We start from the raw sequence: 26,480 nt of genomic DNA, 5'->3' as shown, positions 1-26,480 counted from the left end.
AAGAGTTACGTGACGCTTGCGTCACGACGATAAAAGCCCGGTGACCATATGCCTGAGGAAACACACGTTCCCATTCCGAACACGACCGTTAAGCTCATGCAGCCGATGATAGTGCCTACAAGCGTGAAAGTAGGTTATTGCCGGGCATTTTAAAAACGACCCTCCACCAAAAGTGGAGGGTTTGTTTTTTCTTTGGGTGCTGATTTCGTTGAATCCCAGTTGCGTTGAGTACTGTCTCCACGATCGGTCGTGAGAGGAGCAGGGCAGTCTGGCGAGCCGAGAAGCGTTCGCTCATTGATCTCTTGCTGGGAAGCGCGCTGTGTCTTCGGATACCACGCGGCTGATGGCCGTAATCCGTAGAGCGAACGCAACTCGGTGTGCCGAATGTCTCGCTCCGGCGCGTTTCTCATTCCTCAATGTGGCGGGACGTTGGGGACGAGGATGGTTTGAGGGGGTTGTCATATTGGCGCCGCGCCTCTCTCCGTCTGATTTTCTGTTCTCAAAAATTGTGAGCTGGCGTAAAACCCTGCTGGGGCCAAGAGCTTTTTGCGGTGCTCGGGTCTCTGATCGATCTCTTTTCTGGAGATTGCGATGCGAAGAATTTTGTTGAGGATGCCGTGTCGTGTCTCATTTTTGTTTGGGATAGCTCTTTCCGTCCAGGTGACAATGTCTGACTCCGCGTTTTCGGACGAGGATCAGAAAAATCAACTAGGAAGATCCGCCGTCATTCGTCTGGCTGGCGAAGGGTTTCAGGGTGTGTTGCCTGAAATGAGCCCCGCGGAGGTGGAACTGTCCTCGTCGTTACGGAAGTCCGTTGAGAAATTGGCGACGGAAATCGGCGAACGAAATCTGCGCCGGTATGGAAGTCTCAAGGGCGCCGCGGATTGGATCGAAGGCTCGCTCAAAGATTGTGGCTATGAAATCGAACGTCAGTCCTACGAGGTTGACGGGCAGGTCTGTGACAATCTGATCTTTGAGCGAGTTGGCAGTACGCTTTCCAAGGAAATTGTGATTGTCACCGCGCATTACGACAGCGTCTTTCGGTGTCCGGGGGCGAATGACAATGGTTCTGGTACCGCGGCGTTGGTCGATTTGGCAAAGCGATTCGCGAAGTGTGAGCCCAAGCGGACGCTCCGTCTACTGTTTTGCGTGAACGAAGAGCCGCCGATGTTTCAAACGGATTCAATGGGTTCGGTCGTTTATGCGCGTCGTTGCAAAGAGCGGCGAGAAAATATCGAGGCGGTGCTGAGTCTCGAAACGATCGGGTACTACTCCGATGAGGAAGGCAGTCAGCAGTACCCATTTCCCTTGGGGGCTGTGTTTCCCAGGACGGGCAACTTCATTGGCTTCGTAGGGAACATTGAATCAGGCCCACTCGTCCACCGGGTGCTTTCCAGTTTTCGAAAGCATGCTCAGTTTCCGTCAGAAGCCACATCATTGCCGGGTGACATGGAAGGAGTCGGCTGGTCAGACCAGTGGGCGTTCTGGAAATTTGGATATCCGGGTGTGATGGTTACGGACACCGCCCCATTCCGGTACCCGCATTATCACAAAGCTACCGACACACCGGACAAACTCGACTACGATCGCATGGCACGCGTGGTGACCGGTCTCGAAAAGGTCATCACCGAACTGATCAATCCAAGTGGTGGCTAGTCCGTTCACCGTTTAGTTGAGCGAGCCGAAGCGCGAACCGGTCTTGCCCGCTCCGTTCAGAACAACTGGAAGGCCTCAGTGTGATGGAGTATCCCTGTTTTGAACGAGCTGCAGTGGTCAGTCTGAAATAGCTTCATTTGTCATGTTCGGAACTCTGCTCTTCGCGAAATTTATTCTTCGTCAACAGCACGTAGAATGAACGTCCCTCATTGAATTGCGGAATGCAACCGATGAGTAGCGACTCGTCGTTCTGCAAATTGGCATCGACATCCATATGCCAGTGTTTCATGCTGGGAACTTGAATCATCGCTGGCGATCCATGGATGAGCGTCGATGCGGTTTTGACATCGACGATCTGGGTCATGCCCATTGTCACTTCCATTTTCAGATGATCATGATCATTGAACTCTGTCGATCGACAACTGAAATGAAAGCCTTCATCGATCAATGCGATTTTCGGTTGTCTCGAATCATCTGCTTTCAGGCCGATTCCCGTCACAAAAGGACGTTGGCTACCGGCGAAGAGGCGACAGCGTTGGCCATTGAATCCGGTGATGCACGGGCCATTCCATGTGTCGCCTGGTTGGTTTCGGAGTTGCTCAACCTGCGCCGTGGTCAATGTGCTGACACGAATGGGAAGATTCAAATCCGGTGGTGATTTCGTCTGGATCGTCGGTGATCCCGAGGTTGTTTCCGAAATGATTGATCCGTCACTGCCGACAGAAAACGAATCGAGCGTGCGCCAAGTCAGACCTGCGACCGCATCCAGACGGGTGTCGTCTCCAATGAACGTCAATCTCATGCAGATTTGCGGGTTAGCCGCATTGCGTTCCCAGGCAGCAATTTCCCAAGCGAGGTCTTCCTGAACCAGGATTGGGGCCTCGACTGTGACGGTGTCACCCTCAAATTTTATTCGTTCACGTGTCCAATCCTGGGGCAGGGAGTCGTATCGCCCTGTGCTTCCACGCACCCGGAAGATGAGCATCAGTTGCAGTTCCCGCTGCGCATTTTCGAGGTTTCCTGCATACTTTGCGCACTGTTTAATCGCCTGTGCGAGGTTGTACTGTCGGACAACGGTTGCCCCTTCAGATGGAACGCCGTTTTGATCGAGGCACCACCCAGAGTGCGGCGCGTACCATTCGGATTCCATATCAAACTCGTATCCCGGCAGCGGGACTGGGGCTTTTTTCGGAACCTTGATCGACGCGTCGGTCAGGCCGCAGATCGCCAGTAGACCGAGCGCCGTGATCCCGCCCAGATGCCGCACCGAAGTGGGCTTCCGTCCTGCAAACCGTAATGCTCTCAATCGATTCTCAACCGTTCGCCTACGGAAAAAGTTCTTGAAAAGACCCAGAATCGATGCTGGCAACCTCACGCGCCAGGATGATGGCATTTCGTATTGCTGGGCCAACATTAACAGCAATTCACCATAGTCACGGACTGGCTGACCTTCGATCATGCGAATGGCATACGCATCACATGCCTGTTCACGCAACCGCTCCATTCGACTTGCGGCAATCCAATAGAGGGGATTCCACCAGTAAAGGCTGCGAATTCCCAGCATGATCCAGTTCATGGTCACGTCCCAGGCGCGAACGTGTCCTAACTCGTGAAACATCACCATCCGCAGCTGCGTGTCGCTTAAATTGAGAATCGACTGAGGCACGATCAGGCAAGGATTGATGGCTCCCAGAATGGCGGGCTGAACGAGATCGTCTGTTAATTTGACGGGAAGCGCCAGAACGCGTGCCTGCCGACAACACTCCGTCCAAAGAGTTGTGATCCGCCGATCACTGCAGTCGGGAACAGAACTCACTCGACGACAGAACCGAATGTGGATGATGATCGAACGAGCGAACTGCACGAAACCAATGGCCATGCCGCTCCAGAAGATCAGGTAAACGACGAAGTCCAACTGAAAGACAGAGCTCTCGATCGACATGTCGGCAGATGCCAACTCGGATTGAGCCGGGGCGGCAGTCGCGGCCTGGGATCTCACGACGTCCAATTCGGCATTCTCGGCGGAGCCGAAAAAGCGACGCGGCTCTGGTGCTATTTCGACCTGTTGAATTTGAACGACTTCATCGGCCTGCAACAAATTCAGCAGGCTCCAAGTGGAGGGTGGGGCGAACGGCATGAGGAGCCGGATCATCACGATTCCCCACATCAGGCTGAGTTGTCGAGATGACAACCAGCGCCGGAACACCAGGTTGATCATCCCCACAGCTACCGCCAGCACGGTTGCACTCGCACTGGCCATCAAGAGCAACTGAATCCACGTTTCAGCACTCAGAAAGATCTCTTGCGAGGTGGTTTGAACACCTTGTGCCGTCTGCCAGAATCCATTCATTGGCGGCCTTCCTGTTCATCAAGGATTTGACGCAGTTGTGCGATCTCGTCCGCGGACAACTTCGCCCGACGCAGAAAATGAGCGAGCAGCGAACTCGATTCACCTCCGAACACACGGTCCAGAAATGATCGACTTGCGTTCCGCACGCAATCTGAACGAGGGACTCGCGAACGATAAACGTAACGATTTCCCTGTAATTCGTAGGTCAGGACCTCTTTCTTCACTAGGCGATGAAGCATCGACTTGATTGTGGACGGGGCCCAATCCGCTTGATCCGAGAGCAAGGCGATGACGTCCTGCGCCGTCAACGGCTGACGATCCCAGACCACATTCATGACCTGCCATTCGGCCTCGGAAATCGAAACATGCGTCATCAACGTTCTCCTGAAAACGATTACACACGTAATTAATTACATTTGTAATCGACGTCAAGACGGACTGTCACGAAGGAGCTAATATGCAACGGCGGGCAGTGCCGCTTTGAGTGCCGTACCCGAGTCTTGATTCGGACTTCTGCAAGGTGGCCACCAGATCGATGATCGAAGCGGAACCGGCTGGTTCGTCGTTCAGACCTGAACGATGCGCGGGATGACTGTAGCCCAACTCGACAGAGTTCTTTTGCCTCCTGTGGGCTGGGGTGGGCTGGGAGGCGGACTGGACCTTTGGTTCACAAGTGCGAGCGGTCCAAGGATTGGGATGGAACACCTATTTTGTGCGGACTCTGCGTGTTTGCAGCAGTTTCAACAGGGGAAACTGGCTAAAGGATTTGCGGACAAATTCTTGATATGAGGCGATCAGTTGAGGGATTTCACCCTCTGTCGCGGCCACGACAAACAACGTCATGCTGCCCATTTCATCAGTGGATTCTTCGCCGAAGCGAACGCGGACCGGGGGATCGGTTGGATTGCGAGGATTGTCGGCGGAGTTGTCGTAGGTGATCCGCGAGTGCAGGCGTGTGCCTTTGGGAAGTGACACATACTCTTGGAATTGATACTGCCCCTGCCAGGCAAAATCCCAATCGGGAATCGTCAGCAGGATCTTGGTTTCTCCATTCGGCAAGGTCGCTGAAAGTGTCATGGACTTTCCCAGGTAGTGTGCGTGAGCGCCTGCACCAAACGCTTCAACAGCAATCGGCAGTTCAAACGAATCTTCGATCACGTATTCTTTCTGTCCTGCGGGAATATCAATCCCTTTGAAGGCTCCGAACGCGGGCGGAAGCTGCAGTCCCGTGAACTTGCGGGTCGTTGGTTCCTTCGAGAAATACATTCCAATGGTGGAGCTTTCTTCTTCGGCTTTCCCCGAGGGATGAAAGTGCGTCGATAGAATCAGATCGGACCCCGCTGGCAGTCGAAATGCCAAGCCGTCGGGAAGGGCGCGTGGCATGGCACCCAGTGCCCAGCCGCCGAGAGGTCCAAACGAAGCGCCGTCAGCCGCGGCACCACGTCGATTGGCCGGTCCGCGAAGTCGATTTTCACCTTTGTCGATGTCCCCTTGGTCGTCGATGAGCATCGCGCCACCGGGGGGGCCCCCGCGCAAACGCATGATGGCTCCCATGCCTCCCTTGAATCCCGGCAGCGAATCTTCCTCCTCCAGTTTTCGTGCTTTACCCGAGGCGTCGAAGAAGAAGAGCGAGTGATGAACGACCGAACGCGCGCTAGGACGGAAGTCGATGGCGCGCACCCAGTGCTCCGAGGTCAGATTCAGTGGGATCACGAAATTGCGATAGATGTCTGCGCCCTCGGCGGGAACTGGAAAAGCCTCTTTCATCGACACGACCAAATCCGGCTCGCCGAGAATCCAGCCGGGTGTGAACTGCGGCATGGCTGGAAGGTCCGCCCGGTTGCCTTCCGGCATGCCTTGTTTGACCCACGACTGAATCAATGCAATCTGTTCGTTGGTAAGACGCCGTTCATCTCGAAAGGCATAGTCGCCGTGCCCTGCTTTCCAGGGGGGCATGCTGCGATCACCGACGACTTGGGTGATCAGCTCGCCACGCTTCTGCACGTCGGCATAGTTTTGCAGGCTGAAGGGGGCCGCTTCATCCGGCCGGTGACAGATCGTGCAGTTTTGAAAAATGATCGGTGCGATGTCTTTCGAGAACGTGATGTCTGCCGCCTGTGAGAACGAGGCGCATGTTAGTGCAATCAGGCAGTAAGCTGCCTGTGCAACGATGGTCTTGGTTCGCATGATATTCAGTCCTATTCGGCCGCGTTGGCTTTGTGGAATGGCTTGGAAATAAAGCACCCGATCGCCTTCGTTGTCTCGTGTGGCGCGGGTTTGCCTTGCAGGATCGCATTCAATGCGTCGCGCAAGTCTCGTTGCGATGCGTTCGTCTTACGTTTGCCATAGTCGGCGTAAAGGTTATCGATCCGACCGAGGTACAAGCGTTGTCCCTCAGGTCCAAGTACGGCGACTTCGGGGGCCACTGTCGCACCGACTTTTGATGCCAACGGCAGCGCGTCGTTGACGATCAACGGGCCGTTCAGTCCGTAGTCCTTCGCATGCTTTCGAGCTGCGTCGATGGAAAGATCCGGATCGACGTAAACAATCCATGATTCCGTGTTTCGCTGTGCATACTCGGCCGCGATCCGTTTGATCTCGGGTGCATAGGCATTCGAAATCGGGCAGTCTGGCAGGATGAAAAAAAGGACCGTCGCCTTCTGTTCAGAGGACTGCAGTGTCCTGACTTTGCCATCAACGTCTGTAACTTGGAATCGATCGGTTGTCGATTCTGCAAAGGCTGGCACCAGGAATGACAAAAGACACAGGAGGAATCGAATCATGTAGGGCTTCATGCGTTTCTCCTTCTTTGTTCACGAATCGAATTCGCGGTTCGTTGATATGCCCACCCTTGAGTGATGGTTTCGATTGTCCAGCAAAGAACGATTGTCGGTCTGAAGCCAATCAGGGACAGACTTGACCGATTTTTCGGGTTTGCGTGACTTACACGCTGTCATCCGCAAAGGTGGTTTTTCTGGCTGGGGATCACATCGCAGTTTCCTCAAGCGAACCCAGGTGTTGATTCACAAAGATGTTCCGCGTTCTGAATGGCTGGTATCGGTCCTACGGAAATTGATGATCCGACAGCGTTGCACAAACGTCTCTGTGTCCTCTGGATCTTCGTAGTGAAACTCTTGTGCCAGATAAAGAAGATCCACCACGACGAACGGGAGGGCGCGGAGAGGGAGAAGTGCCTGCGAAATACTTCGAACTACGAAGGGGTTGGTTCGTAACTCAAAGGTGTCAACCGAGATTTGTCGCGACGTGATGGCGTTTGGTTCAACTCGTCGATCTGCCGTTGGGGCCGATTTGTGACACAAAATTGCTGGGGTCTGTCCCCGTTCTTCTCTGCTGCGACAATGAGTTGTGCTCGGGATGTTGTTCTGACTCTCCATGAAATTGTGAGACGTTGATCGCGAGGTTTTCGAATGGCACGCGCGGGCCAGGATATTGCCGATTTCTGCCGAAAGGTTGTCGATGGAGGCTGATCAGTTCTTTGAGATTCTTGTCCGCGAGCATGCCGACATGCTGATGGTTTACTTGCGCACAGTGGTGCGTGATCCAGTCACCGTTGATGACCTATTTCAAGAAACCATGTTGACCGCCTGGCGAACCATCGAGCGGTTTGATCGCGAACGGCCGTTTGGTCCGTGGTTACGCGGCATTGCGGGCAAGTTGATTCTGGCTTGGAGGCGAAAGTCAGCCAGCCAACCAAGGCTCTGTGACGAACAAGTGCTTGAGCAGCTCGATCGCAGGATGAGTCAGGTTCAGCGGTTGAATGGCGATACGTTCGACGAAAAGCTCGAAGCGCTGCGAGATTGCATTCGGAATCTTCCCGAAGCGTATCGCCAAACCATCGAGTTGCGCTATCAGGAAGAGATGAAGCCGGTTTCGATCACGCAGCATCTCAAGCTGAATTCGGAAGCCGTCAAGAAGCGTCTTCAGCGGGCTCGCATAATGTTGTTAGAGTGCCTGACGGGAAAGCTTGCTTCGGTGGGAACGAAATGATGGACTCAACGAATTCTCGATATCCCGATGATGATGACGTCCTGTTGCCGGTTTCGGACTTGGATCGATTGGCCAGTCGCTTGATCGATGACGGAGCTTCTTTCACAGAGATCGAACAACCGTTCTCGGAGAAAGAACGTGAGCGACTCGTCGATCTTCAGTGGCTTGATGCCATGCTCGAACAGTCACAAAAACCGGCCGACGCGACGAAAGCGGCGATTCATTCGGTGCTGACGCGTCTGGGGGCAGAACTGTCCGTGAATGCCGCGGCGAGCCCGAAATCTTTGTCGCAGTCCGTCCGTATAGCGAGCGAGCGTGTCAAAACTGACGAGCCTGCGTCCAGCGACACGCCATCGATTTCAGAGCGTCGATGGAATTCGCGGAGTCATCGTCGCTGGTGGTCATCGGTGGCCGTCATCGCGACGCTGGCAACCGTTCTGATTCTCTGGTGGCCGTGGCAGCGACAATCTGCCGATGCGATGTTCGAACGAGCGCTGGCGGCCGCTGCGATCGATGGCAACGACCGCGTCTATCAGGTGATGATCACACGGCGTGATGACGAGCATGCGCCGCGTCAGGCTCAGTTGACCGTTTGCGGTGGCAAGAAGTTTGTGTTTGAAGAGCAGGGGCCATTGGGCGGGAAATTGGTGATTGGTGGCAACGGTCATGAAGTCTGGTTCGTTCCGCGGTTGGGGCCGGTGTTGGTGGGTGATACAGACTCCGTCTTACCGGAATGGACGCAAAAATCAGGTGCGGATATGCCGTTCCTGCAGATCACGACTGCGTTGAAACGGATGCGTGCACATTATGATTTAACGCACCTGCCTGCCGAGAAACTCACTGAACACGCGGGCACGTTCAGCCACTTGGTGGCGCATCGCCGGTTGTCGAACTGGGCACGGTTCGGGTTTGCGCCGGCACAGATCGATTTGTGGGCCGATCCCCAATCGGGCGTTGTCCATCGGTTGATTCTTCAATGGCCAGCCGATGCCAAAGGTCTGGTTCCAGAGAGAGTTGAGTTGGATTTGACCGACAAATCCCCTTCCGGTGAAGAGGTGTACGATTACACACACTATGCCGGTGATCGGCATATTCAGCATCTTCGAAGTTCGAAGTGATCCGGGCAAATTCGTATACGATCCGACACCTCATCCGTTAGAATTGGAGGAAGGGAAGGGCGCCCCGAATGGGCTCTTCGTCGATCTGTACTCTTGATACTCGGCATGAAGGACACGGCTGTGAACTTCCAGCAATATATTTCTCTTCCCGCGACGCGGCGTGAGTTTCTGCATCGCTCCGGCACGGGATTGGGGGCGCTTGGATTGGCGAGTGTCATGGGTCAGGGAACTGGCTCGACACACGCGGCAACGATCGCCGCTGACGCAACGTCGCCGATGAGTTCCAAGCCTTCGCAGTATGCGGGCAAGGCCAAGCACGTCATTCATATTTTCCTGAATGGTGGTCCGTCGCACGTCGACACTTTTGATCCCAAGCCGTCGCTGACGAAGTATTCGGGCCAAGTTCTGCCGACAACGAATTTGCCGACGGAGCGTAAGACCGGCGCGGCAATGGGATCTCCATTCAAGTTTGCCAAGTACGGTCAGAGCGGAATTGAGGTCAGCGAACTTTTCAACCATACCGCTCAGCATATGGATGACATCTGCGTCATTCGCTCGATGCATGCCGAAGTTCCGAATCACGAACCGTCATTGATGCTGATGAACTGCGGCGATGGGCGCTTGCCCCGTCCGAGTTTCGGATCATGGGTGACGTATGGACTGGGGACCGAGAACCAGAATCTGCCCGGCTTCATTGCGATGTGTCCGAATGGCCTGCCGATCACCGGTGCCCAGAACTGGCGATCGGCGTTCTTGCCGGGGGTTTATCAGGGAACGTACATCGATACACGCCACAAAGAGATCGAACGCCTGATCGAGAACATTCGCAACGATCAGATCGGCCGCGTCGAGCAGCGCCGTCAGTTGGATCTCTTGCAGCAGCTCAATCGAAAGCATGCCGATCTGCGTGATCACGAGGCGGCGTTGGAATCACGGATTCATTCCTTTGAACTCGCGTATCGCATGCAGATGGAGGCAACGGATGCATTCAATATCGAGCAGGAGCCGAAGCATGTGCAGGAAGCGTATGGGACGTCGGTTCAGGCTCGCCAACTGCTGATTGCCCGGCGGCTGATTGAACGCGGCGTTCGATTTGTCCAGCTTTGGCACGGTGAAGGCCAGCCGTGGGATAATCACGACGACTTGGAACAGAATCATCGCAAACTGGCGGACCAGTGTGACAAGGCGATCGGGGCGCTGCTGACCGATCTCAAAGAACGCGGGCTGCTGGACGAGACACTCGTCCTGTGGGGTGGTGAGTTCGGCCGGACACCGACAGTGGAATTGCCAACTCCGGGGGCGAACGCAGGCAAGATCAATGGGCGAGATCACAACCACCATGGGTTCACCGTCTGGATGGCGGGCGGAGGAGTCAAGGGCGGATACGTCCATGGGGCGACCGACGAGTTCGGATTCCAGGCTGTCGAAAAGAAAGTTTCGGTGCATGACCTGCATGCGACGATGCTGCATCTGCTGGGATTCGATCACGAAAAGCTGACGTACCGTTACGCCGCGCGTGACTTCCGCTTGACCGACGTGCATGGAGAGATCGTCAAGGATCTGCTCGCATGAGTGATCCTCCTGCTAAGCAGGTCGCGATCACCCCAATTCGTCGTTCTGGATGGCAACGTGCTCAGTTCTGCCTGTGTGTCGCTCGTCACGTGGTAGCCAGTACCATTTGGTGTCTGGTGGCATGCGGAGTAGGTTTGCGTGTGACGATCCGAGATCGTGCTTCTCCAGGGGCTCTTGTCTATTACATGACACCGATTCCCGCGATGGCGGTGTGGATGATCATTGCGGCGGTCGTCAGCGGGCGGATGCTCTTTTGGCGACGTTCAGCCCGTTCGACACGCCCTTGGTTTCGATGGTCGCAATCGCGACTCAGTCTGCTTGCGGCCCTCGTCTTCGCGGGCTGGACCGTCTATTCCGAATGCGATTTTCGTCCACGACCAACGAGTTCCGGCGACAAGCGTGTGGTCTTCTGGAATGTGGCACGCGTGGTGAGGGGAATCGACCGCATCGGCGCTCGGTTAAGGGATCTGGACGCCGTGGTTGTCGGACTTGTCGAGGCGGATGAACAGTACCGGATTCATCTTGATCACTGGCAGCAGCAGCTTCCTGGGTATGAGATCGCGCAAACCGTGTTCGGTTCATTGATTGCCGTGAAGGGAACCGTTGTTTCTCATCAGATTCATGATTTGTCGATTCATTCCTACTGCGAAGAATTCCAGGTGAGAGTTGACGGGATCGAATTTTCGGTACTTTTGGTCGACATCGCGAGTGATTTGCATCGATCGCGTCGACGTCCCCTGCAAGCGCTGGCGGATCTCGCAGAACGCTTGAGTGATCGTCCCGTGATCATCATGGGCGACTTTAATACGCCGGACGATTCCGTCTGGTTTGAACCTCTTCGGCAACAGCATCAGCAGGCGTTTCGCCACCGAGGATCAGGCTATGCGGCGACGTGGCCGGTTCCTTTTCCGGTCCTGGCGATCGACCAGATGTGGACCAACGGAAAGGTGCATGTTTCGCGGTGCCAGAACGAATGGACGAGCCTGAGCGATCATCGCCCGATTATATGCCACCTCTCGATCGAACCTTAGCCGCCCGTTGGAACAAGAGGACAGGGGGCAGGGGATTGATGACCTTTCGAATCTGGACGGAGCCCATTTCCGTCATTTCCACAGCCCAATCGGGCTTCAAGGCGACGGAAAAGAGTTCTCACGTCGATGTCGCTGGTTGATCGGCAGAATGGTCCAGTTGTGCTGGATGTAGCGATCCTTTTGGGTGCGAAATTCGCATCTTTGCAAAATTGAAAGACGGCACGCAGATCGAATTTCCTTTGCCCATTTCTGGTCTCTAGGATTTCGATTGAGGTTGATGCCTCTCCAACATTCAGGCTCAGAGAAGTTGACATGATTGACGGAGCCGTCTGATGGCCGTCATGTGACGAGCGAACGTCATTTCGCGTCGAGGGACCTTCGTGAACACCAACCACCAACGTATCGGCGTCGCGCTCGAACTGCTCTCTTCAGGGCTGTTCCCGTTTTTTGAGCAATCGCTGCGTGCCGCGTATGGTGAACGGTGGGAAGACACCGTACGAGTGAGTTGCCGCAGCCAGGCGACGGTTCAGCCCGGTTGCTTTCGCTGGGACGCGCAGGCGATGTTGACAGTCATGTGGGATACCTGGAATTCTGTCTTCCGGCGGTCTCTGGGGCTGATTGAGCGCAGTGTTGTCAGCGAATTACGCGAGTTCCGTAACCGCTGGGCTCATCAAACGACAATGACCGAAGACGATGCGTACCGTGTGCTCGATAGTGTGCAGCGGTTGCTGGTGGCTTGCGGCGCGGAGAGCGTTGCCTCGCAAGTCGAAGAACAGAAGTTTGACCTGTTACGGGAAAAGCTTGGTCGACGCGTCAATGAGGAACTGGCACGCGCTCGTTTCAACCGTGCTCGACTCGTCGATGTCGGACTGTACGCCGTCTGTGCGGCGGCGATCATGACAATGATGATCCTGATGTGGGGTGACCGTCACCCGATGTCGTCGGGATTCGTCGTGGGGTTCACCTTGTTTGTCTTCGTCTACTTGATCTACCGACGTTTCCAGGCATCACCACCCGCGTATGGTGTGCACGAATGTGGTCAATGTCGGAAGGTGATCTACAGCGAGAACTGCCCATATTGCAATCCCGCACCACGTCACGAATCGAAGGGCGGACGCGCGATGGCATCACGTCCGCAGTCGGGCGATGACAGTCGGAGACAGCATCCCGCGACGGTGTCTGTCGGTTGATCAGGTGTCGTTTTGACGGATTGCTGCAGCGAATCGGCCGATGTCGTCGAAACAGGGCTCCGAATCACAAGCTTTCGTTATTGGCTGAGCTTTTTGATTCGTAGATTTCGGAATTCGACTTTCAGTGGACCGCCACTGTGGACCTGCAATGCAATAATTCCTTTGCGAGCAATCTCTCGATCGGGTTCACGGTAGTCGACGGTGGTGACTCCGTTTAGCTTCAGCAGAATGTGATCCCCTTGCGCGTGGATCGAGTACTCATTCCAGTCTCCTTTCTTGAGGCTCTTTTCGAGATCGGCCGGTGCCTGGACGAGTGTTTTGTTCCTGCGAGATTCGTCGTAAAGGCATCCCCAGTATTTCTCGCCCACGTCCGCCTGATAGCCCGACACTTCGGTACTATCCGTGACGCGCTGGGAACGAAACTGAACACCCGAGTTTCCGATCCCGTCTTTCAGGCGGAATTCGAGCCTTAACTCAAAATCGTAAAACTCGTCTTTCGTCGCGAGAAACTGATTGTGTTTGATTCCCGGCGAATCCCCCACAATCGTCTGATCGACGACTTTCCAAAGTGACATGTCGCCTTCCCATCCGGTGAGGTCTTTTCCGTTGAAGAGCGGCTGAAATTCCGCATCATCGCTAGACGCAACCGTGCAGCAAAGCAATCCGAGCACAATCCATGCGTTGAGGGTGAGGCTTCGAGGGAACAATTCAGAGTCTCCAGAAGGTCAGCCGATCCATTTCGTGACGACGCCATTTTTCGATGGCCGAATTGACGCCTCATTCGGGGGTCAGTTCGACATGCACAGCCCAATCATCAACAGATTGAGGCCAGTGCCTTTGATACTTGTCATGCCCTGGGAACCGACGCAGCTCCCCAGCGTGATTGAGAGTCCCAAAACGCAACACCATTCGATTTGTTTGCAGATCGAGTCGGTTGGCAAAATGGAGTTCCAGTTCGAAAGGGCTCACCGCATCGGGGCAGTAGGCGGCACCTTTCAACAAGAATGATCCCCGAGGCAATCTTTTCAAACACAAATCGACAACTCCATCGCACCAGATGCCGCGATCTCGCGTAAACGGAATCAGCAGGAACAGCCCACAAAGGTAATACTCAAGCAGCAGCGCCAGGCGAGCTTCCGCACTCTGCCGTTCATCGATACATGTATCGGAAAGTCGGGCCCACTTCCAAAGTTCTGTCGAGATGGCGTCTTCTGTGGAATCGCGGGTTGGTGTTCGCTTTTCAGAGAAGTTGGACCTCACTTGTTCCGGGTTGTGGGCGGATACGGCAACATGGCCTGTTGGCGAACAGGGGTGCCGTCCCCAGCCCAAAGGGCGGGGGACAGGCACATTTCACCGGTTCGATTGGAATCCCCAGTGCATCGACTGGGGTCATCCTTCCCTTGACCGCGGGAAAATGAGCCAGTCCCCTGCCTGTGAGCGGTGATTGGACCTCAACGTCGTTTAGAGAACTTTAACGACGTTGAAGTCCAATCACACATGGAATTGCGACCAGAACGCGCCGGATGTCATTCGTGCAAGTTTGCAAACTATCGAACCACTTGAAACAATTCGCCTCGCGACGATCCATGTTATTCGCCGCGATAGTTCACGGAAACACGAAAGACTGAAATGGCCAACGAAAAAGTTCGGATTGCAATTATCGGTGCGGGTCTTGTGTCCGACTTTCATCATGTGCCCGGCATTCGTGTCGACGATCGATGCGAACTGGCGGCGGTCTGCGATCCGAATGAACAATTGCTGAATCAGCGGAAAAACGAGTGGGGGCCAGCCAAGTACACCACCGACTATGAACAGATTGCGAATGATCCCGATCTTGATGCGGTCATTATCGCCACACCGAATTTCACCCACAAAGACATTGCGCTCGCCTGCATTGCCGGAGGCAAGCATGTGATGTGTGAGAAGCCGCTTGGTGTCAGCTATGCCGAAGCGGATGAAATGTATCAGGCCGCGAAAGCCAAAGGCGTGCGGCACATGACGGCGTTTACCTATCGTTTTGCACCGTCGATGCGATATCTGCGGCATCTTCTGAAGAGTGGTGCGTTGGGTGAACCTCGACATTTTCGCAGTCAACGATTCCTGGACCTTCCGGAGACCAGTTGGGGCTGGCGGCAATACAAGAAATTGGCCGGAGCGGGCGACCTGTACGATATGACGACGCATCGAATCGACTTTGCACAGGACCTGATGGGGCCAATTCAAAGCGTCTGCGGCGCTGTGAAAACGTTTGTCCCACGAGACAAGACGGCCGATGGAACGCCTTGCGCGCCGTCAGAAGTCGATGATTGGTCGGCATTGATTGGGACCTTCCGATCGGGAGCCGTTGGGGTCTGGGAAGGCAGCACGCTCATGAAGGGACACCACAATGGTGGTGTGGGATTTGAGTGGGCGGAAGTCAACGGCAGTGAGGGATCGGCGGTCTATCAGCTTGTGGACCCAAACTACATCCTGGTCGGCAAACATGGGGGGACGATGGAGAAGTCTCTTGTTCCTGCCGAATTCATGAAGCCCGTGAAGAGCCCGCGCAATCCCGCGGATGGAAAGCCCAGTACGGTCTTCCGGTATGACTTGGTCTTTGAATTGGTCAGCGCGATTGTCGAAGGACGCGATGCGGTACCAGGGTTTGATGATGGAGCCAGTGCTCAGGCGGTTGCCGACGCCGTGCTCCAGTCGTACGCAGAACGACGGTGGATTGATGTACCGTCCTATCGCTGATCAGAACGCGTGACGGTACGCTCGTGCGTTTGATGAAATCGCAACGGAGCTTGTTCACAAGCGAAAAAAGGGAGATCGCGAGCAACGCGCATCTCCCTTTTTTTGATCCATTTCGTTCCGTCAGGCGAGAACATCGCTGATCGTCATTCGACGGGCTTGGGTGTTCGGGTCAGACCTTGGATCACATAGAAGAAGACGGGAGTCAGGAAGATCCCGAACAGGGTGACGCCCAGCATCCCCGCGAATACGGCGACACCCAGAGTCTGTCGCATTTCGAAGCCGGCCCCGCTGCCGATCATCAAGGGAACGACGCCAAGGATGAATGCGAATGAGGTCATAATGATCGGTCTCAGTCGCAAGCGGCAGGCCTCGAGAGTCGCGTCACGGCGATTCAGCCCCGCCAGGCAGCGGGCACGAGCGAACTCCACAATCAGAATCGCGTTCTTGCAGGCCAGTCCAACCAGCACGACGAATCCAATCTGTGTGAAAATGTTAATGTCCATGCGAGCCATGTAGACACCGATCAGCGAACACAGAAGGCACATTGGGACAACCAGAATCACCGCCAATGGCAGCGACCAGCTTTCGTATTGTGCGGCGAGCACCAGGAACACCAGCACGACAGCCAGCAGGAAGGCGAACATGGCGGTGTTTCCCGCTTCCAATTGCAGCAGCGCCAGTTCGGTCCATTCGGCGCTCATCGAGGGCAGCAAAACATTCTGCGACAGCCCGTTCATGCGGTCGATGACTTGGCCCGAGCTGGTCCCCGCAGTGCCGTTGACGTTGACAACGGCGGAGGGGTAGAGGTTGTATCGAATGACCATGACGGGGCCCGTCACCTCGCGGACTGAGGCCACGCCCGCCAGCGGGACCAGTTCATTGCGTTCACTGCGGACGAGCACTCGCTTCAGGTCCTTGGCGGCCATTCGGAATTGAGCGTCGGATTGAACGTTCACCTGCCAGGTGCGGCCGAATCGATTGAAGTCGTTCACGTACAGCGAACCAAATCCCACTTGCAGCGATTCAAACAGATTCGCCAGCGAAATGCCGCGCGTGCGAGCCGCTTTGCGATCGATGTCGATAAAGATCCAAGGCGTATCGGCTCGGAAACTCGAGAACAATCCTGTCAGGCCCTCGGTTGCGGCGCCGTCGTCGACCAGTTGCTGGCTGGCGGTTTGCAAAGCCCGTGCGCCGTTGTCACCTCGGTCTTCAATCACGAGCTTGAAGCCGCCTGCGGTTCCCAGCCCATCGACGGGCGGAGCACCAAACACATTGATCATGGCCTCGGGGATTTCCCGTTCGAGCATGATCTTCAGATCCCCGGCAATCTGGTCGGCGGTCTGATGGGGGCGATGATGGAATTCCTCGAGCATCAGATAGACGGTGGCAAAGTTGGGGGCGTTCGCGCCCAGCACGATCGATTGGCCGGCGATACCCACCGTGTGCTTGACGCCCTCGGTCGAGGCAGCCAGCTCTTCGACCCGCTGCATGACACGGCTGGTGCGATCAAGCGACGACGAATCGGGCAATTGGACATTGACCAGCAGATATCCCTTGTCCTGTGAAGGAATGAATCCGGCCGGCGAAATCAGAAACAGATAGTAGGTGAGATAGATGAAGCCGACGTAACCCAGCAAGACCACGACACTGGCTCGCAGACAAACACCCACGATTGTCGCATAGATGTTGGTGACGACGTTGAAGCCACGATTGAACCAACTGAAGAAACCGCTGAGCAGGAAATTGATCACTCGGAAGCCGACAAACGCCACGGCGATCATGATGATCCCACCGAGAAGCTCAGGACTGATGACCGTGAAAACAGGCTTCAGACCATCGCCCAACTGCGGCGCAATCGAGGGACCCAGAAGATAACCCACCCAGGCGCCGATCATTAATACGATCGCCCGTGGAAGGGCTTCGTGTTGTGGATGCGCCGCATGTCCTCCCTGTGACGCTGCGGCGGGTGAGCCTCCGGCATGGGAATGGCGCGGCCTCAGCAGCAACACGGCCAGGGCCGGACTGAGTGTCAGAGAATTGAACGCCGAGATCACGGTGGAAATGGCGATCGTGAGTGCGAACTGCTGGAAGAATCGTCCGACGATGCCAGTGATGAAGACGCAGGGGATGAACACGGCGCTCAGCACCAGTCCCACGGCGATCACAGGACCGGCCACTTCGTCCATCGCGTGAATGGCTGCATCGCGCGGTGCTTTCCCTTCCTCAATGTGTCGTTCGATCGCTTCGACCACGACGATTGCGTCGTCGACGACGATCCCGATTGCCAGCACCAGTCCGAACAGCGTCAACGTGTTCAGGCTGAAGCCGAACGCCGCCATCGCGGCAAACGTTCCGACGACGGCGACTGGCACGGCAACCAATGGGATGACGGCGGCACGCCATCCTTGGAGGAACACCAGCACGACAATCGCGACGAGGATGATCGCATCGCGCAGCGCATGAAAGACCTCGTTGACGGATTCTTTGATGAACGGCGTCGTGTCGTAGACGATGTCATAGTCGATGCCGCCACGGAAGCCCTTTTTCAATTCTTCCATCTTGGTGCGAACGAGCTGCGCTGTCGCCAGGGCATTCGATCCGGGAAGCTGATAGACCGAAAGTGCGACCGAGGGTTGTGAGTTCAACGTGCACAGTTGATCGTAGCCGAGGGCCCCCAGTTCGGTTCTTGCCACATCCTTGAGTTGAACCAGCGACCCGTCAGCCTCGGTCTTGAGCACCATTTCCGAGAACTGCTCATCCTCGGAAAGTCGACCTAGCGTGGTCATGGTGAACTGAAAGACCTGGTCCTTGGGAGCCGGGGGCTGGCCAATCTGACCTGCCGCGACCTGCACGTTCTGTTGTTCGATGGCGTGAACCACGTCTTCCGTCGTCAGTCCGTGGCTGGCCAGCCGTTGCGGATCGAGCCAGACCCGCATGCTATAGTCGCGCTGTCCGAGGAAGGTGATATCGCCGACGCCGGGAAGACGTGACAGTTCGTCACGCAATTGAATCGTCGCGTAGTTGCTGAGGTACAGATTGTCGCGACTGCGATCGGGCGAGAACAAATTGACGATCATCAGCACGCTGGGTGATTTCTTTTTGACCGTCACCCCGCGGCGCTGCACCAGTCCGGGCAAAATTGGCTGTGCGAGGGCGACACGATTTTGAACCAGAACCTGTGCCAGATTCAGGTCGGTGCCTTGTCGAAATGTCACCGTCAGTGAATAAGCTCCGTCATTGGTGCACTGTGAAGACATGTACATCATGCCCTCAACGCCATTGACTTGCTGTTCGATCGGAGCGGCCACGGTGTCCGACACGACTCGTGAGTTTGCACCTGGATAAATGGCCGAGACTTCCACCGTGGGCGGAGTGATTTCGGGGTATTGGGTGATCGGCAGGGTGTACAGCGCGATGGCACCGCACAACGTGATCACAATCGACAACACCGATGCAAATATCGGACGATCAATAAAGAAGCGAGAAAACATGCATGCAGCTTTGGAAGGATGCGGGGGCGAGCAAACCTGACTCCGTCAAAGGAGACACGATTTGGGAAGGACGTTGGCACGCAAGATCAGGATATCGAATCGGCGGCAGTTTACGCGAGTGCGAACGAGCTTTCGTTTACTTTAAGTTTGGAACGGCATCCTGGCGAATCCATGGCAAAAATGCGGCCAATTTGAGGCATTGCTGCGTTTCATGGGCACAATCGCCTACAATCCTGCAATGGTTTATTTCCGTTTCCGACATGAGCGATCGCCAAGATGAATGTACCTGCGAACAGTCTCGACCAGTTTTCGCCAATTGATGAAGCACTGGACGCCTTGAAGGCCGGCCGACTGGTGATGGTTTGGGACGCGGAAGCGCGCGAGAACGAAGGGGATTTCGTCTGTGCTGCCGAGGCGATCACCCCGGAATTGGTGAGCTTTATGTTGCGGCATGGGGCCGGCGTCTTGTGTGTGCCGCTGTTGCAGGAGACGTCCGATCGATTGGGGCTGTCACCGATTGTCGATAACCACCGGAACACCGCCCCGAACCAGACCCCGTTCATGACTCCCGTTGACCATCGTGACGCGGGAAGTGGTGTCAGTACCGACAATCGCACGAAAACAATCCTGGCAATGGCCGATCCGTCGAGCAAAGTGTCCGATTTCGTCCGGCCGGGACATCTCATGCCGCTGCTGGCAAAAGACGGCGGTGTGCTCAGGCGAGCGGGTCACACCGAAGCGACCGTGGATCTGCTGCGGATGGCAGGCATGAAGCCCGTGGGGGTACTGATCGAGATTCTGAGTGAAAAAGGGGGCGGAATGGCGGACATTTCCGAACTTCGCCGCCTCTCACACGAATACGCGATTCCCCTGATCTCGATCGATCAAATTATTCGGCATCGCCGCCGCAGCGAACAACTGGTGACACGTGAGGTCGAGACTCCCTTCGAAACACGCAACTACGGTCGGTTCAAGGTGATTGCTTACAGCGTGCAATACGAAGAGCAACAGCCGCTGGCGATTGTCTGGGGTGATCTTCGATCGGTGCCCGCACCGCTGGTGCGCGTGCACTCGTCCTGTTTCACCGGAGACGTGCTTGACTCATTGCGATGCGATTGTGGCGACCAGTTGCATATGGCGATGCAGATGATTCACGAAGAGGGTGTCGGAGCGGTGATCTACCTACCGCAGGAAGGTCGCGGGATTGGGCTCTTGGCCAAGCTGAAGGCGTATCAACTTCAGGACCAGGGGTATGACACCGTCGAGGCCAATCACAAACTCGGTTACAAAGCGGACTCGCGGGACTACGGGATTGGGCTGCAGATTTTGAAAGATCTGGGGCTGGCCTCGGTTCGGCTGTTGACCAACAACCCACAAAAAATCAACGCGTTTCCGGGATTCGATCTTACGGTGGTCGAGCAGATTCCCATTATCGCCCCGTACGAAAAGCAGCGCGAGCCCTACCTGGCGACGAAGCGTGACAAGATGGGACACAAGTTGCCTGGGGGAGAAACTCCGAAGAAGTGAAGCCGATTCCCGCGCGTGCAAGGTCCCGCGGTAGGCGAGTCATCCGAAGCGGGCGCGCGGTTATCCGGAATCCTCGAAAACGCCATCGCCGCTCGTTCCGAGTGAATTCCACTCGAAATCAGCGGCGAATTGTGTCGTGTGAGGGGGCACGTGGCGTGAACAGTCGTCAGCGAGAGATGTTTGTCGAGAACATCGTGCTGTTCGCAAGGGCCAGGAATGGTGTGAACGGATTTCGCATTGTCGGGAAGGCGTGGCCACTGGGGTAGTACGCGACACCCAGATAGGAATCGACGGTTCCCGAATCGGCAGGGCTGACGAAGTTTGCTTGTCCATAGATGGCGAAGTAGCGATTCAGGGGAACATCGACTTCTGCACCGAACACAAATTGGGGACCCGTTTTCTTGAGGTCGCCTAACGCCAGATTCGCCTGTGCATGACCTTCGGATACGCCGCACCAGGCCATCGTGCGGGGGCCCGCCGACCACTGATGCTGCCAGTAGGCACTGCCTTGTGAGAGCGGCGTCAACGTCACGGGGATGGAATTCAAGAACAGGCCTGAATCGTGGTGCTGGCTGACGGTGAACCAAATTCCGAACTCGTCAGCGTCTGTAACCGCGTATCCGCCGCGGCCGCGCCACTGACCAAGAAAGAACGAGTCGTAGTACGATTCATAGAGGAAGTCGTAACCCAACCCCCAGCGCCAGCGGTCATATCGTTGAAAGAGGCCGACGGTCGAAAAACTTTGTGTCCGGTGTGCCGTCTCGCCAACGCGTTCAAACACCTGGACGGCATTGTCCGTCTGGTTGATCGAGGTTCCGATTTGTGCACCCAGGCCATATTCTGCAAGCAAGGGAAAGCCCCAGTTTGCGGCCCAGCGGCTGCCGAAATTTGCGTTAACTCCAAAGTCTTGTGGTTGCTTTGAGCCTTCCAGGCCGCCAAACAAAACTAGTGTGTCGAGCGGCTTCCAGCATCCTGCGTCCGTCACTTGACTGACATGGGTGATTCCATGATCGGTGGTTTCATCGTCCACGTTCGCGTCCGCTTCGTGGCTAACGAATTCCAGTGAGATCTTATCAAGCGATGACTGACTGCGCGCCGCACGACGCGCAAGGCGTTCTTGTTCGTCGCGCAGTTGTCGGGAAGTTCGGTGAATTGTCGGCAACGACACCGATGCGACGTCGACGGGATCCGCGTGTCCGTTCGCGAGTGATTCGTCTGAATCGAGATCGAATACGGACGGCGCGAGTGCGAATGTGGATCCGTCCCGCGACTCCCCTGCATCAGACAGGGCCGATCCGGCCGAGCCGATGCACATGATGATGAACAACGGCGAAAATAGCTTGATCATCTGCCCGACTCCTTGAGCGACGCGTTTGCGGCCGTTCAGATTCCATTGAACGGTGATAGCGATTGTGCGGGTTTTGACGGCCCACACGTGGTACCGCGAAACTTGCGATGCTAACCAGATCGACAGTTGTTGTGGCTGCTTTCAATGAATGCATGTTGATCGGAACAGTTGTCGACTTCCGCTCGATCAGGAAAAACCCTACACCCCGCAGGGTTCATAGAAGTCTGCTCAGGTCATTGCTGAAATGGCGGATCAGAGAATGTTGCATTTGCGAAACGCAGTGTCGCGAGCAAGGTTTCACATGATTTCACTCTTGTTGCGATGACGCTGGGTGGATTCGGCACGTCGTCCGAGATTGCAGGACAAGTTCGCTTTGAGCGGACTGTCAATGACGGGAAAACTGCGGAATGCACACCGTGACGCCAAAGTTGACGCTCGATGCGATGGGGGACGCCGATTCGCTCGAAGCGATGAAGACGATGTTTGAGCCGGTTTCCACCGATTTACCGCTTGATCAGACTCGTGCCGGTTCTGCTCGCATCGCCAGATGCAGTCCATTGGCACCGGCACAAATGCGGTTTGGTCGGTATGAGGTCGTGAAAAAACTCGGTCAAGGGGGGATGGGTGTCGTCTATCAGGCGATTGACCCAGTGACCGGGCAGGACGTTGCCCTCAAGGTCTTGTCCGCGGGGCTTCTGTCCCAATCGGATGCCATGCGTCGCTTTGAAAAAGAGGCGCGTCTCTTGGAGGAAGCCAAGAACCCTCACGTCGCCAATTTGCTCGACGTGGGCATGGAAGGTGAGTTTCGATACCTGGTCATGGAGTTTGTGCGCGGGGGTGATCTGCGGCGCTGGATGAAGAACGTTGAACGCGTCGACGAGACATCGGCACTTGAGGTTATCGGAGATTTGTGTCGCGCGCTCGTGACGGCACACGCCAAAGGAATGGTGCATCGAGATATCAAGCCAGAAAACGTGCTTCTGGATGACCGTGACTCTTCGCAACGACCGACGGTAAAGCTGACCGACTTTGGCCTGGCCCGACATGTTGATCAAACGGAATCACTCAAGTTGACTCAAACCGGCGCGCTCCTGGGGACGCCGTACTACATGTCGCCGGAACAGTTTACCGGCGCTCACGACGTGTCGCCGGCAACCGACGTTTATGCGCTCGGCGTGACGTTTTTTGAGCTGGTCGCGGGGCGTAGGCCCTTTACGGCGACGGATCCGATCCAACTTGCGACCGCACACTGCTTTGACGCACCAACGGACGTACGAACTTTGAACCCGCGGATCAGTGATGCTTCCGCTGACCTCGTTCGCCGGATGCTTGCCAAGCACCCAGGGCAGCGTCCACCAGACGCGTCGTCCGTTCTCGAAGAGATTCTGCGGATTCAAAGCGGGGATTCTTCGGCATTCGTTGTTCATCCCGTCTTGCCCACTCACGACGGGACGAGGCGATTCGAGGCGGAGTTCGAGTGGGAACTTGAGTCGAGCGCTGAAGCACTCTGGCCGTTTGTCAGCAATACCGATCGCTTCAATCAGGCAGCGGGTTTGCCTCCGATCACATACGAGACGACGACAGATTCCGATGGTCGGATCCGCAAGTTTGGGCAATTCCGCTTGGCGGGAATCGCCGTGAAATGGGAAGAGCATCCCTTTGAATGGATTGAAGGGCAACGGTTTAGTGTCCTCCGCGAGTTTCCTTCTGGACCATTCGTCTGGTTCATGAGCTCGGTCGAATTGGTGTCGTTGCCAACCGGCAAAACCCATTTGAAACATCAAGTCAAGATTCAGCCACGCGGTGTCTTCGGTCACCTGATGGCTCAGTTTGAAGTCGGTGCCAAGGGGAAGCGAAACCTCAATCGGATCTATCGCCGGATTGATGCCACAGTCAGCAAGCGACTCTCATCCAACCGGGTGATCAATGCATTTGGAGAGACGTCGCCATTGAAGCGAATTCAGCGCCAGCGGTTGGAGCGCCGCCTTGACGTATGGTCGGCGGTCGGAATTTCAACCGAGATCGTGGATGTCTTTCGAGAACTCCTCAGTCACGCAGCTCCACAAGATTTGGCACGAATCCAACCCTATGCGGTTGCGCGACGGTTTGACTTACCGGCGAACGACGTTGTTGACGCGTGCTTACGTGCTGTCCCTTTGGGTTTACTCACACTGCACTGGGACATTATCTGTCCATCCTGTCGATTGGCCGCGGATGCCAAAGGCACGCTTCGTGAAATCGAGCAACATGCCAACTGTTCGGCCTGTCAGTTGAAGTTCGATATTGAGTTTGGAAGTTCGCTGGAACTGGTGTTTCGGGTCCATCCAGAAGTGCGCTCTGCAGACGCGAAGACGTATTGCGCGGGCGGACCGGGAAACTTTCGGCATGTCATCGCTCAAGTCCGCATGTCGCCGGGCGAGCGTGTGCTGTTGCCCTTGTCGCTGAAAGCCGGTAGCTACATTGCAAGGGGGCCCATACTGCCCTATGCAGTGCCGATTGAAGTGGATGCCGAAGCAGGGCCAAGGCACGGTCAAATCCGCTGTGTGCCGGGATCGAATCGTACACCGTTGGCGGTGATGCGGGCTGGGTCACAGAGTTTGGCGATCGAAAATTTCTTTCCCAATGAGCAATTGGTTCGAATTGAACGTACGGCGTCACGTTCCGACGCGTTGACGGCAGCACATGCAACCGCCTTGCCCGTATTTCGCGAACTGTTTCCCGAGCAATCGCTTTCGCCAGGGATGTTGATCGAGATCGCCACGTCGAATTTCTTGGCGATTCAGATTGCTCGATTCGACGATCTGTTCGAGGAATTGGGTGACTCCGGAGCTTATTCACACGTCCAGGATTTTCAGCGAATCGCCGAACGGCAAATTCAACGTCGCGGCGGGGTTATGGTCGATTGCGATTCCGGAGCGGTCCTCGCGAGCTTCTCAGATCCGGTGGTTGCTCTGCAAGCGGCAAGGGAACTATGGACGGCGCTGACGACAGATCGAGCATGGGACAGGCCGCTGTCTGGGGCATTGCATCAAGGTGCTGCACTCGTCACCGGCGATCGACATGAAGTCCGTTATTTCGGTGCCACAATCAATCGAACCCGACAACTTGCGCGTGCTGCTGCTCCTCATCGATTGTTACTTACTCCCGAGATTTGGGCCGATCCGGGAGTAATGACAGCCTATCAGGACGAAATTCATCTGGTCGCTGCCGACACGCACAAATTCCCCGATTCGATCAGGCAAATTGGGTTGAATCCCATTCGAGTTTGAATTCACGGCGTATCGACGCCACAAATTAGGTCCGTTTGCGATGTTTTCCATGATGCCATTTGACACATCGAATGAGGTCTCAAGTTCTTGGTTCATTACCGGAGCTTGTGCTGATGGGCAATCTCAACGAATTTCCGTCCCGAGTGGGCGATTTCAAGTGGGACGCCGATCCGACTTGAATCTCAGTCTCCTCCATCCCAGCGTGTCGAAGCTTCATGCAGAATTCATTGCATCGGAAGTAGCGTTGTTCGTGCGCGACCTTGGCAGTACGAATGGTACGTTTGTCAACGGGGAACGCATCTCGGCCGACACGCCAATCGGTGAGCATGACCTGGTCCAATTTGCCGGGTTCGAATTCATGGTGGGGCGGATGCAGCTCGAAAACCCGCTGCAGACTATGGTGAGCTGCCCGCCTGAATGGCAGTCGGCGATCAGGCAATTCCACCGGCTCTTGTCTGATCGTGCCGTCGTTCCGTACTTCCAACCGATTGTTCAGTTCTCGGATTGCAGGACGATTGGGTACGAAGTTCTCGCTCGGAGTTTTGTGACCGGGCTTTCTTCTCCGAAAGACATGTTCGCTGCGGCGGAACGGGTCAGCCAGGCCGCGCGTCTTAGCGTCCTGTGCCGAGAAAACGGAATCGAATCCGCGAAGTCATTGCCGAATCCCGGAATCTTGTTCCTGAATACGCACCCCAGTGAAAAGCCGCATGCCGGATTGATCGAATCGCTGACGCAACTTCGCGTTACCGCGCCCGATGTTCAGATTGTGCTGGAACTGCATGAAGCCGCGATTAGCGAACCTCTCGAGATTGCCGACTTTCGCGATGAATTGCGCGCTTTGAGAATTCAACTTGCTTATGACGACTTCGGTGCCGGACAGGCGCGATTGAAAGAGCTTTCCGAAGTCGCTCCTGATTATCTGAAGTTCGATATCGGGCTGATTCGTGATATCCATCTGGCTCCCCAGCGCCAGCAAGTCGTTGCTGGACTGGTGCGACTGGTTCGTGATCTGGGGATTTATGCCTTGGCAGAGGGAATTGAGACAGAAGAAGAAGCGTGCGTTTGCCGCGAGATCGGCTTCACGCACGCGCAAGGTTACCTCTACGGAAAGCCCGCCGCGGCCGAATCGCTTGTCTCGTGAAATCTGTCTGGTGACAGCGTTGCACTCGACCGTGACGAGGTGT

General features: G+C 55.6%; 18 protein-coding genes and 1 rRNA gene. 11 read left to right on the top strand and 8 right to left on the bottom strand.

What is annotated here, in order from left to right; all coding sequences use genetic code 11:
* Positions 1-36 precede the first annotated feature (36 nt).
* A 5S ribosomal RNA gene (gene rrf, locus OSO_RS0130590) occupies positions 37-146 on the top strand.
* A gap of 520 nt (positions 147-666) precedes the next feature.
* The gene (locus OSO_RS0130580) at positions 667-1,656 is read left to right on the top strand and encodes a M28 family peptidase (protein ID WP_157605543.1); all 990 of its coding nucleotides are present in this window, start codon (positions 667-669) and stop codon (positions 1,654-1,656) included.
* A gap of 133 nt (positions 1,657-1,789) precedes the next feature.
* Here OSO_RS0130580 and OSO_RS0130575 read toward each other — a convergent pair whose 3' ends face one another.
* The 4 genes from OSO_RS0130575 to OSO_RS0130560 all read right to left on the bottom strand — a co-directional run bounded on the left by OSO_RS0130575 (position 1,790) and on the right by OSO_RS0130560 (position 6,801).
* Positions 1,790-4,006 (bottom strand): M56 family metallopeptidase, encoded by a 2,217-nt coding sequence (locus tag OSO_RS0130575; protein ID WP_010586736.1) that lies wholly within the window; start codon positions 4,004-4,006, stop codon positions 1,790-1,792.
* Positions 4,003-4,380 carry a BlaI/MecI/CopY family transcriptional regulator gene (locus tag OSO_RS0130570; RefSeq protein WP_010586735.1) on the bottom strand — a complete coding sequence of 126 codons (378 nt, stop codon included), beginning with the start codon at positions 4,378-4,380 and terminating at the stop codon, positions 4,003-4,005. Before OSO_RS0130570 ends, OSO_RS0130575 begins: the two co-directional genes overlap by 4 nt.
* Positions 4,381-4,711: 331 nt before the next feature.
* Positions 4,712-6,193, bottom strand: coding sequence for a hypothetical protein (locus OSO_RS0130565; protein ID WP_010586734.1), 1,482 nt, complete (start codon positions 6,191-6,193; stop codon positions 4,712-4,714).
* An 11-nt stretch (positions 6,194-6,204) separates the two neighbouring features.
* On the bottom strand, positions 6,205-6,801 hold the full coding sequence (locus OSO_RS0130560) for a redoxin domain-containing protein (RefSeq protein WP_010586733.1): 597 nt from the start codon (positions 6,799-6,801) through the stop codon (positions 6,205-6,207).
* A 682-nt stretch (positions 6,802-7,483) separates the two neighbouring features.
* Here OSO_RS0130560 and OSO_RS0130550 point away from each other — a divergent pair.
* The 5 genes from OSO_RS0130550 to OSO_RS0130525 all read left to right on the top strand — a co-directional run bounded on the left by OSO_RS0130550 (position 7,484) and on the right by OSO_RS0130525 (position 12,925).
* Positions 7,484-8,014 carry a sigma-70 family RNA polymerase sigma factor gene (locus OSO_RS0130550; protein ID WP_010586731.1) on the top strand — a complete coding sequence of 177 codons (531 nt, stop codon included), beginning with the start codon at positions 7,484-7,486 and terminating at the stop codon, positions 8,012-8,014.
* Positions 8,011-9,132: a hypothetical protein gene (locus OSO_RS0130545; protein ID WP_157605542.1), complete on the top strand. Its 1,122-nt coding sequence runs from the start codon at positions 8,011-8,013 to the stop codon at positions 9,130-9,132. The genes OSO_RS0130550 and OSO_RS0130545 overlap by 4 nt, the downstream gene beginning before the upstream one ends.
* Before the next feature lie 105 nt (positions 9,133-9,237).
* The gene (locus OSO_RS0130540; RefSeq protein WP_010586729.1) at positions 9,238-10,704 is read left to right on the top strand and encodes a DUF1501 domain-containing protein; all 1,467 of its coding nucleotides are present in this window, start codon (positions 9,238-9,240) and stop codon (positions 10,702-10,704) included.
* Positions 10,701-11,735 (top strand): endonuclease/exonuclease/phosphatase family protein, encoded by a 1,035-nt coding sequence (locus tag OSO_RS0130535; RefSeq protein ID WP_010586728.1) that lies wholly within the window; start codon positions 10,701-10,703, stop codon positions 11,733-11,735. The genes OSO_RS0130540 and OSO_RS0130535 overlap by 4 nt, the downstream gene beginning before the upstream one ends.
* 380 nt (positions 11,736-12,115) lie before the next feature.
* On the top strand, positions 12,116-12,925 hold the full coding sequence (locus OSO_RS0130525; protein WP_010586727.1) for a Swt1 family HEPN domain-containing protein: 810 nt from the start codon (positions 12,116-12,118) through the stop codon (positions 12,923-12,925).
* Between the two features lie 77 nt (positions 12,926-13,002).
* On the opposite strand, the gene OSO_RS0130520 is transcribed toward OSO_RS0130525, so the two are convergent.
* Together OSO_RS0130520 and OSO_RS0130515 are read right to left on the bottom strand one after the other, a co-directional pair.
* On the bottom strand, positions 13,003-13,632 hold the full coding sequence (locus OSO_RS0130520) for a 3-keto-disaccharide hydrolase (protein ID WP_010586726.1): 630 nt from the start codon (positions 13,630-13,632) through the stop codon (positions 13,003-13,005).
* Positions 13,633-13,702: 70 nt separating this feature from the next.
* Entirely contained in the window at positions 13,703-14,272 is a 570-nt protein-coding gene (locus OSO_RS0130515) for a hypothetical protein (RefSeq protein ID WP_157605541.1), read from the bottom strand.
* Between the two features lie 282 nt (positions 14,273-14,554).
* On the opposite strand from OSO_RS0130515, the gene OSO_RS0130505 reads away from it, so the two are divergent.
* Positions 14,555-15,661: a Gfo/Idh/MocA family protein gene (locus tag OSO_RS0130505; protein WP_010586724.1), complete on the top strand. Its 1,107-nt coding sequence runs from the start codon at positions 14,555-14,557 to the stop codon at positions 15,659-15,661.
* Positions 15,662-15,804: 143 nt separating this feature from the next.
* Here the strand turns inward: OSO_RS0130505 and OSO_RS0130495 are convergent, their stop codons facing one another.
* Entirely contained in the window at positions 15,805-19,152 is a 3,348-nt protein-coding gene (locus OSO_RS0130495) for an efflux RND transporter permease subunit (RefSeq protein ID WP_010586723.1), read from the bottom strand.
* Positions 19,153-19,428: 276 nt separating this feature from the next.
* Between OSO_RS0130495 and OSO_RS0130490 the strand changes: the two genes are divergently transcribed.
* Entirely contained in the window at positions 19,429-20,679 is a 1,251-nt protein-coding gene (locus tag OSO_RS0130490; protein WP_010586722.1) for a bifunctional 3,4-dihydroxy-2-butanone-4-phosphate synthase/GTP cyclohydrolase II, read from the top strand.
* Between the two features lie 166 nt (positions 20,680-20,845).
* Here OSO_RS0130490 and OSO_RS0130485 read toward each other — a convergent pair whose 3' ends face one another.
* Positions 20,846-22,027 carry a DUF6666 family protein gene (locus OSO_RS0130485; RefSeq protein ID WP_010586721.1) on the bottom strand — a complete coding sequence of 394 codons (1,182 nt, stop codon included), beginning with the start codon at positions 22,025-22,027 and terminating at the stop codon, positions 20,846-20,848.
* Between the two features lie 407 nt (positions 22,028-22,434).
* Between OSO_RS0130485 and OSO_RS0130475 the strand changes: the two genes are divergently transcribed.
* Together OSO_RS0130475 and OSO_RS45825 are read left to right on the top strand one after the other, a co-directional pair.
* A complete protein-coding gene (locus OSO_RS0130475) occupies positions 22,435-25,296 on the top strand; it encodes a protein kinase domain-containing protein (RefSeq protein WP_010586720.1) in 2,862 nt (953 codons plus the stop codon).
* Between the two features lie 40 nt (positions 25,297-25,336).
* On the top strand, positions 25,337-26,437 hold the full coding sequence (locus tag OSO_RS45825) for an EAL domain-containing protein (protein WP_010586719.1): 1,101 nt from the start codon (positions 25,337-25,339) through the stop codon (positions 26,435-26,437).
* Positions 26,438-26,480: the final 43 nt, after the last annotated feature.

The organism is Schlesneria paludicola DSM 18645 (assembly GCF_000255655.1).
GTDB classification, from domain to species: domain Bacteria; phylum Planctomycetota; class Planctomycetia; order Planctomycetales; family Planctomycetaceae; genus Schlesneria; species Schlesneria paludicola.
Note: the sequence above shows the minus strand (reverse complement) of the source record. Positions and strands in the feature narration are given on the sequence as shown.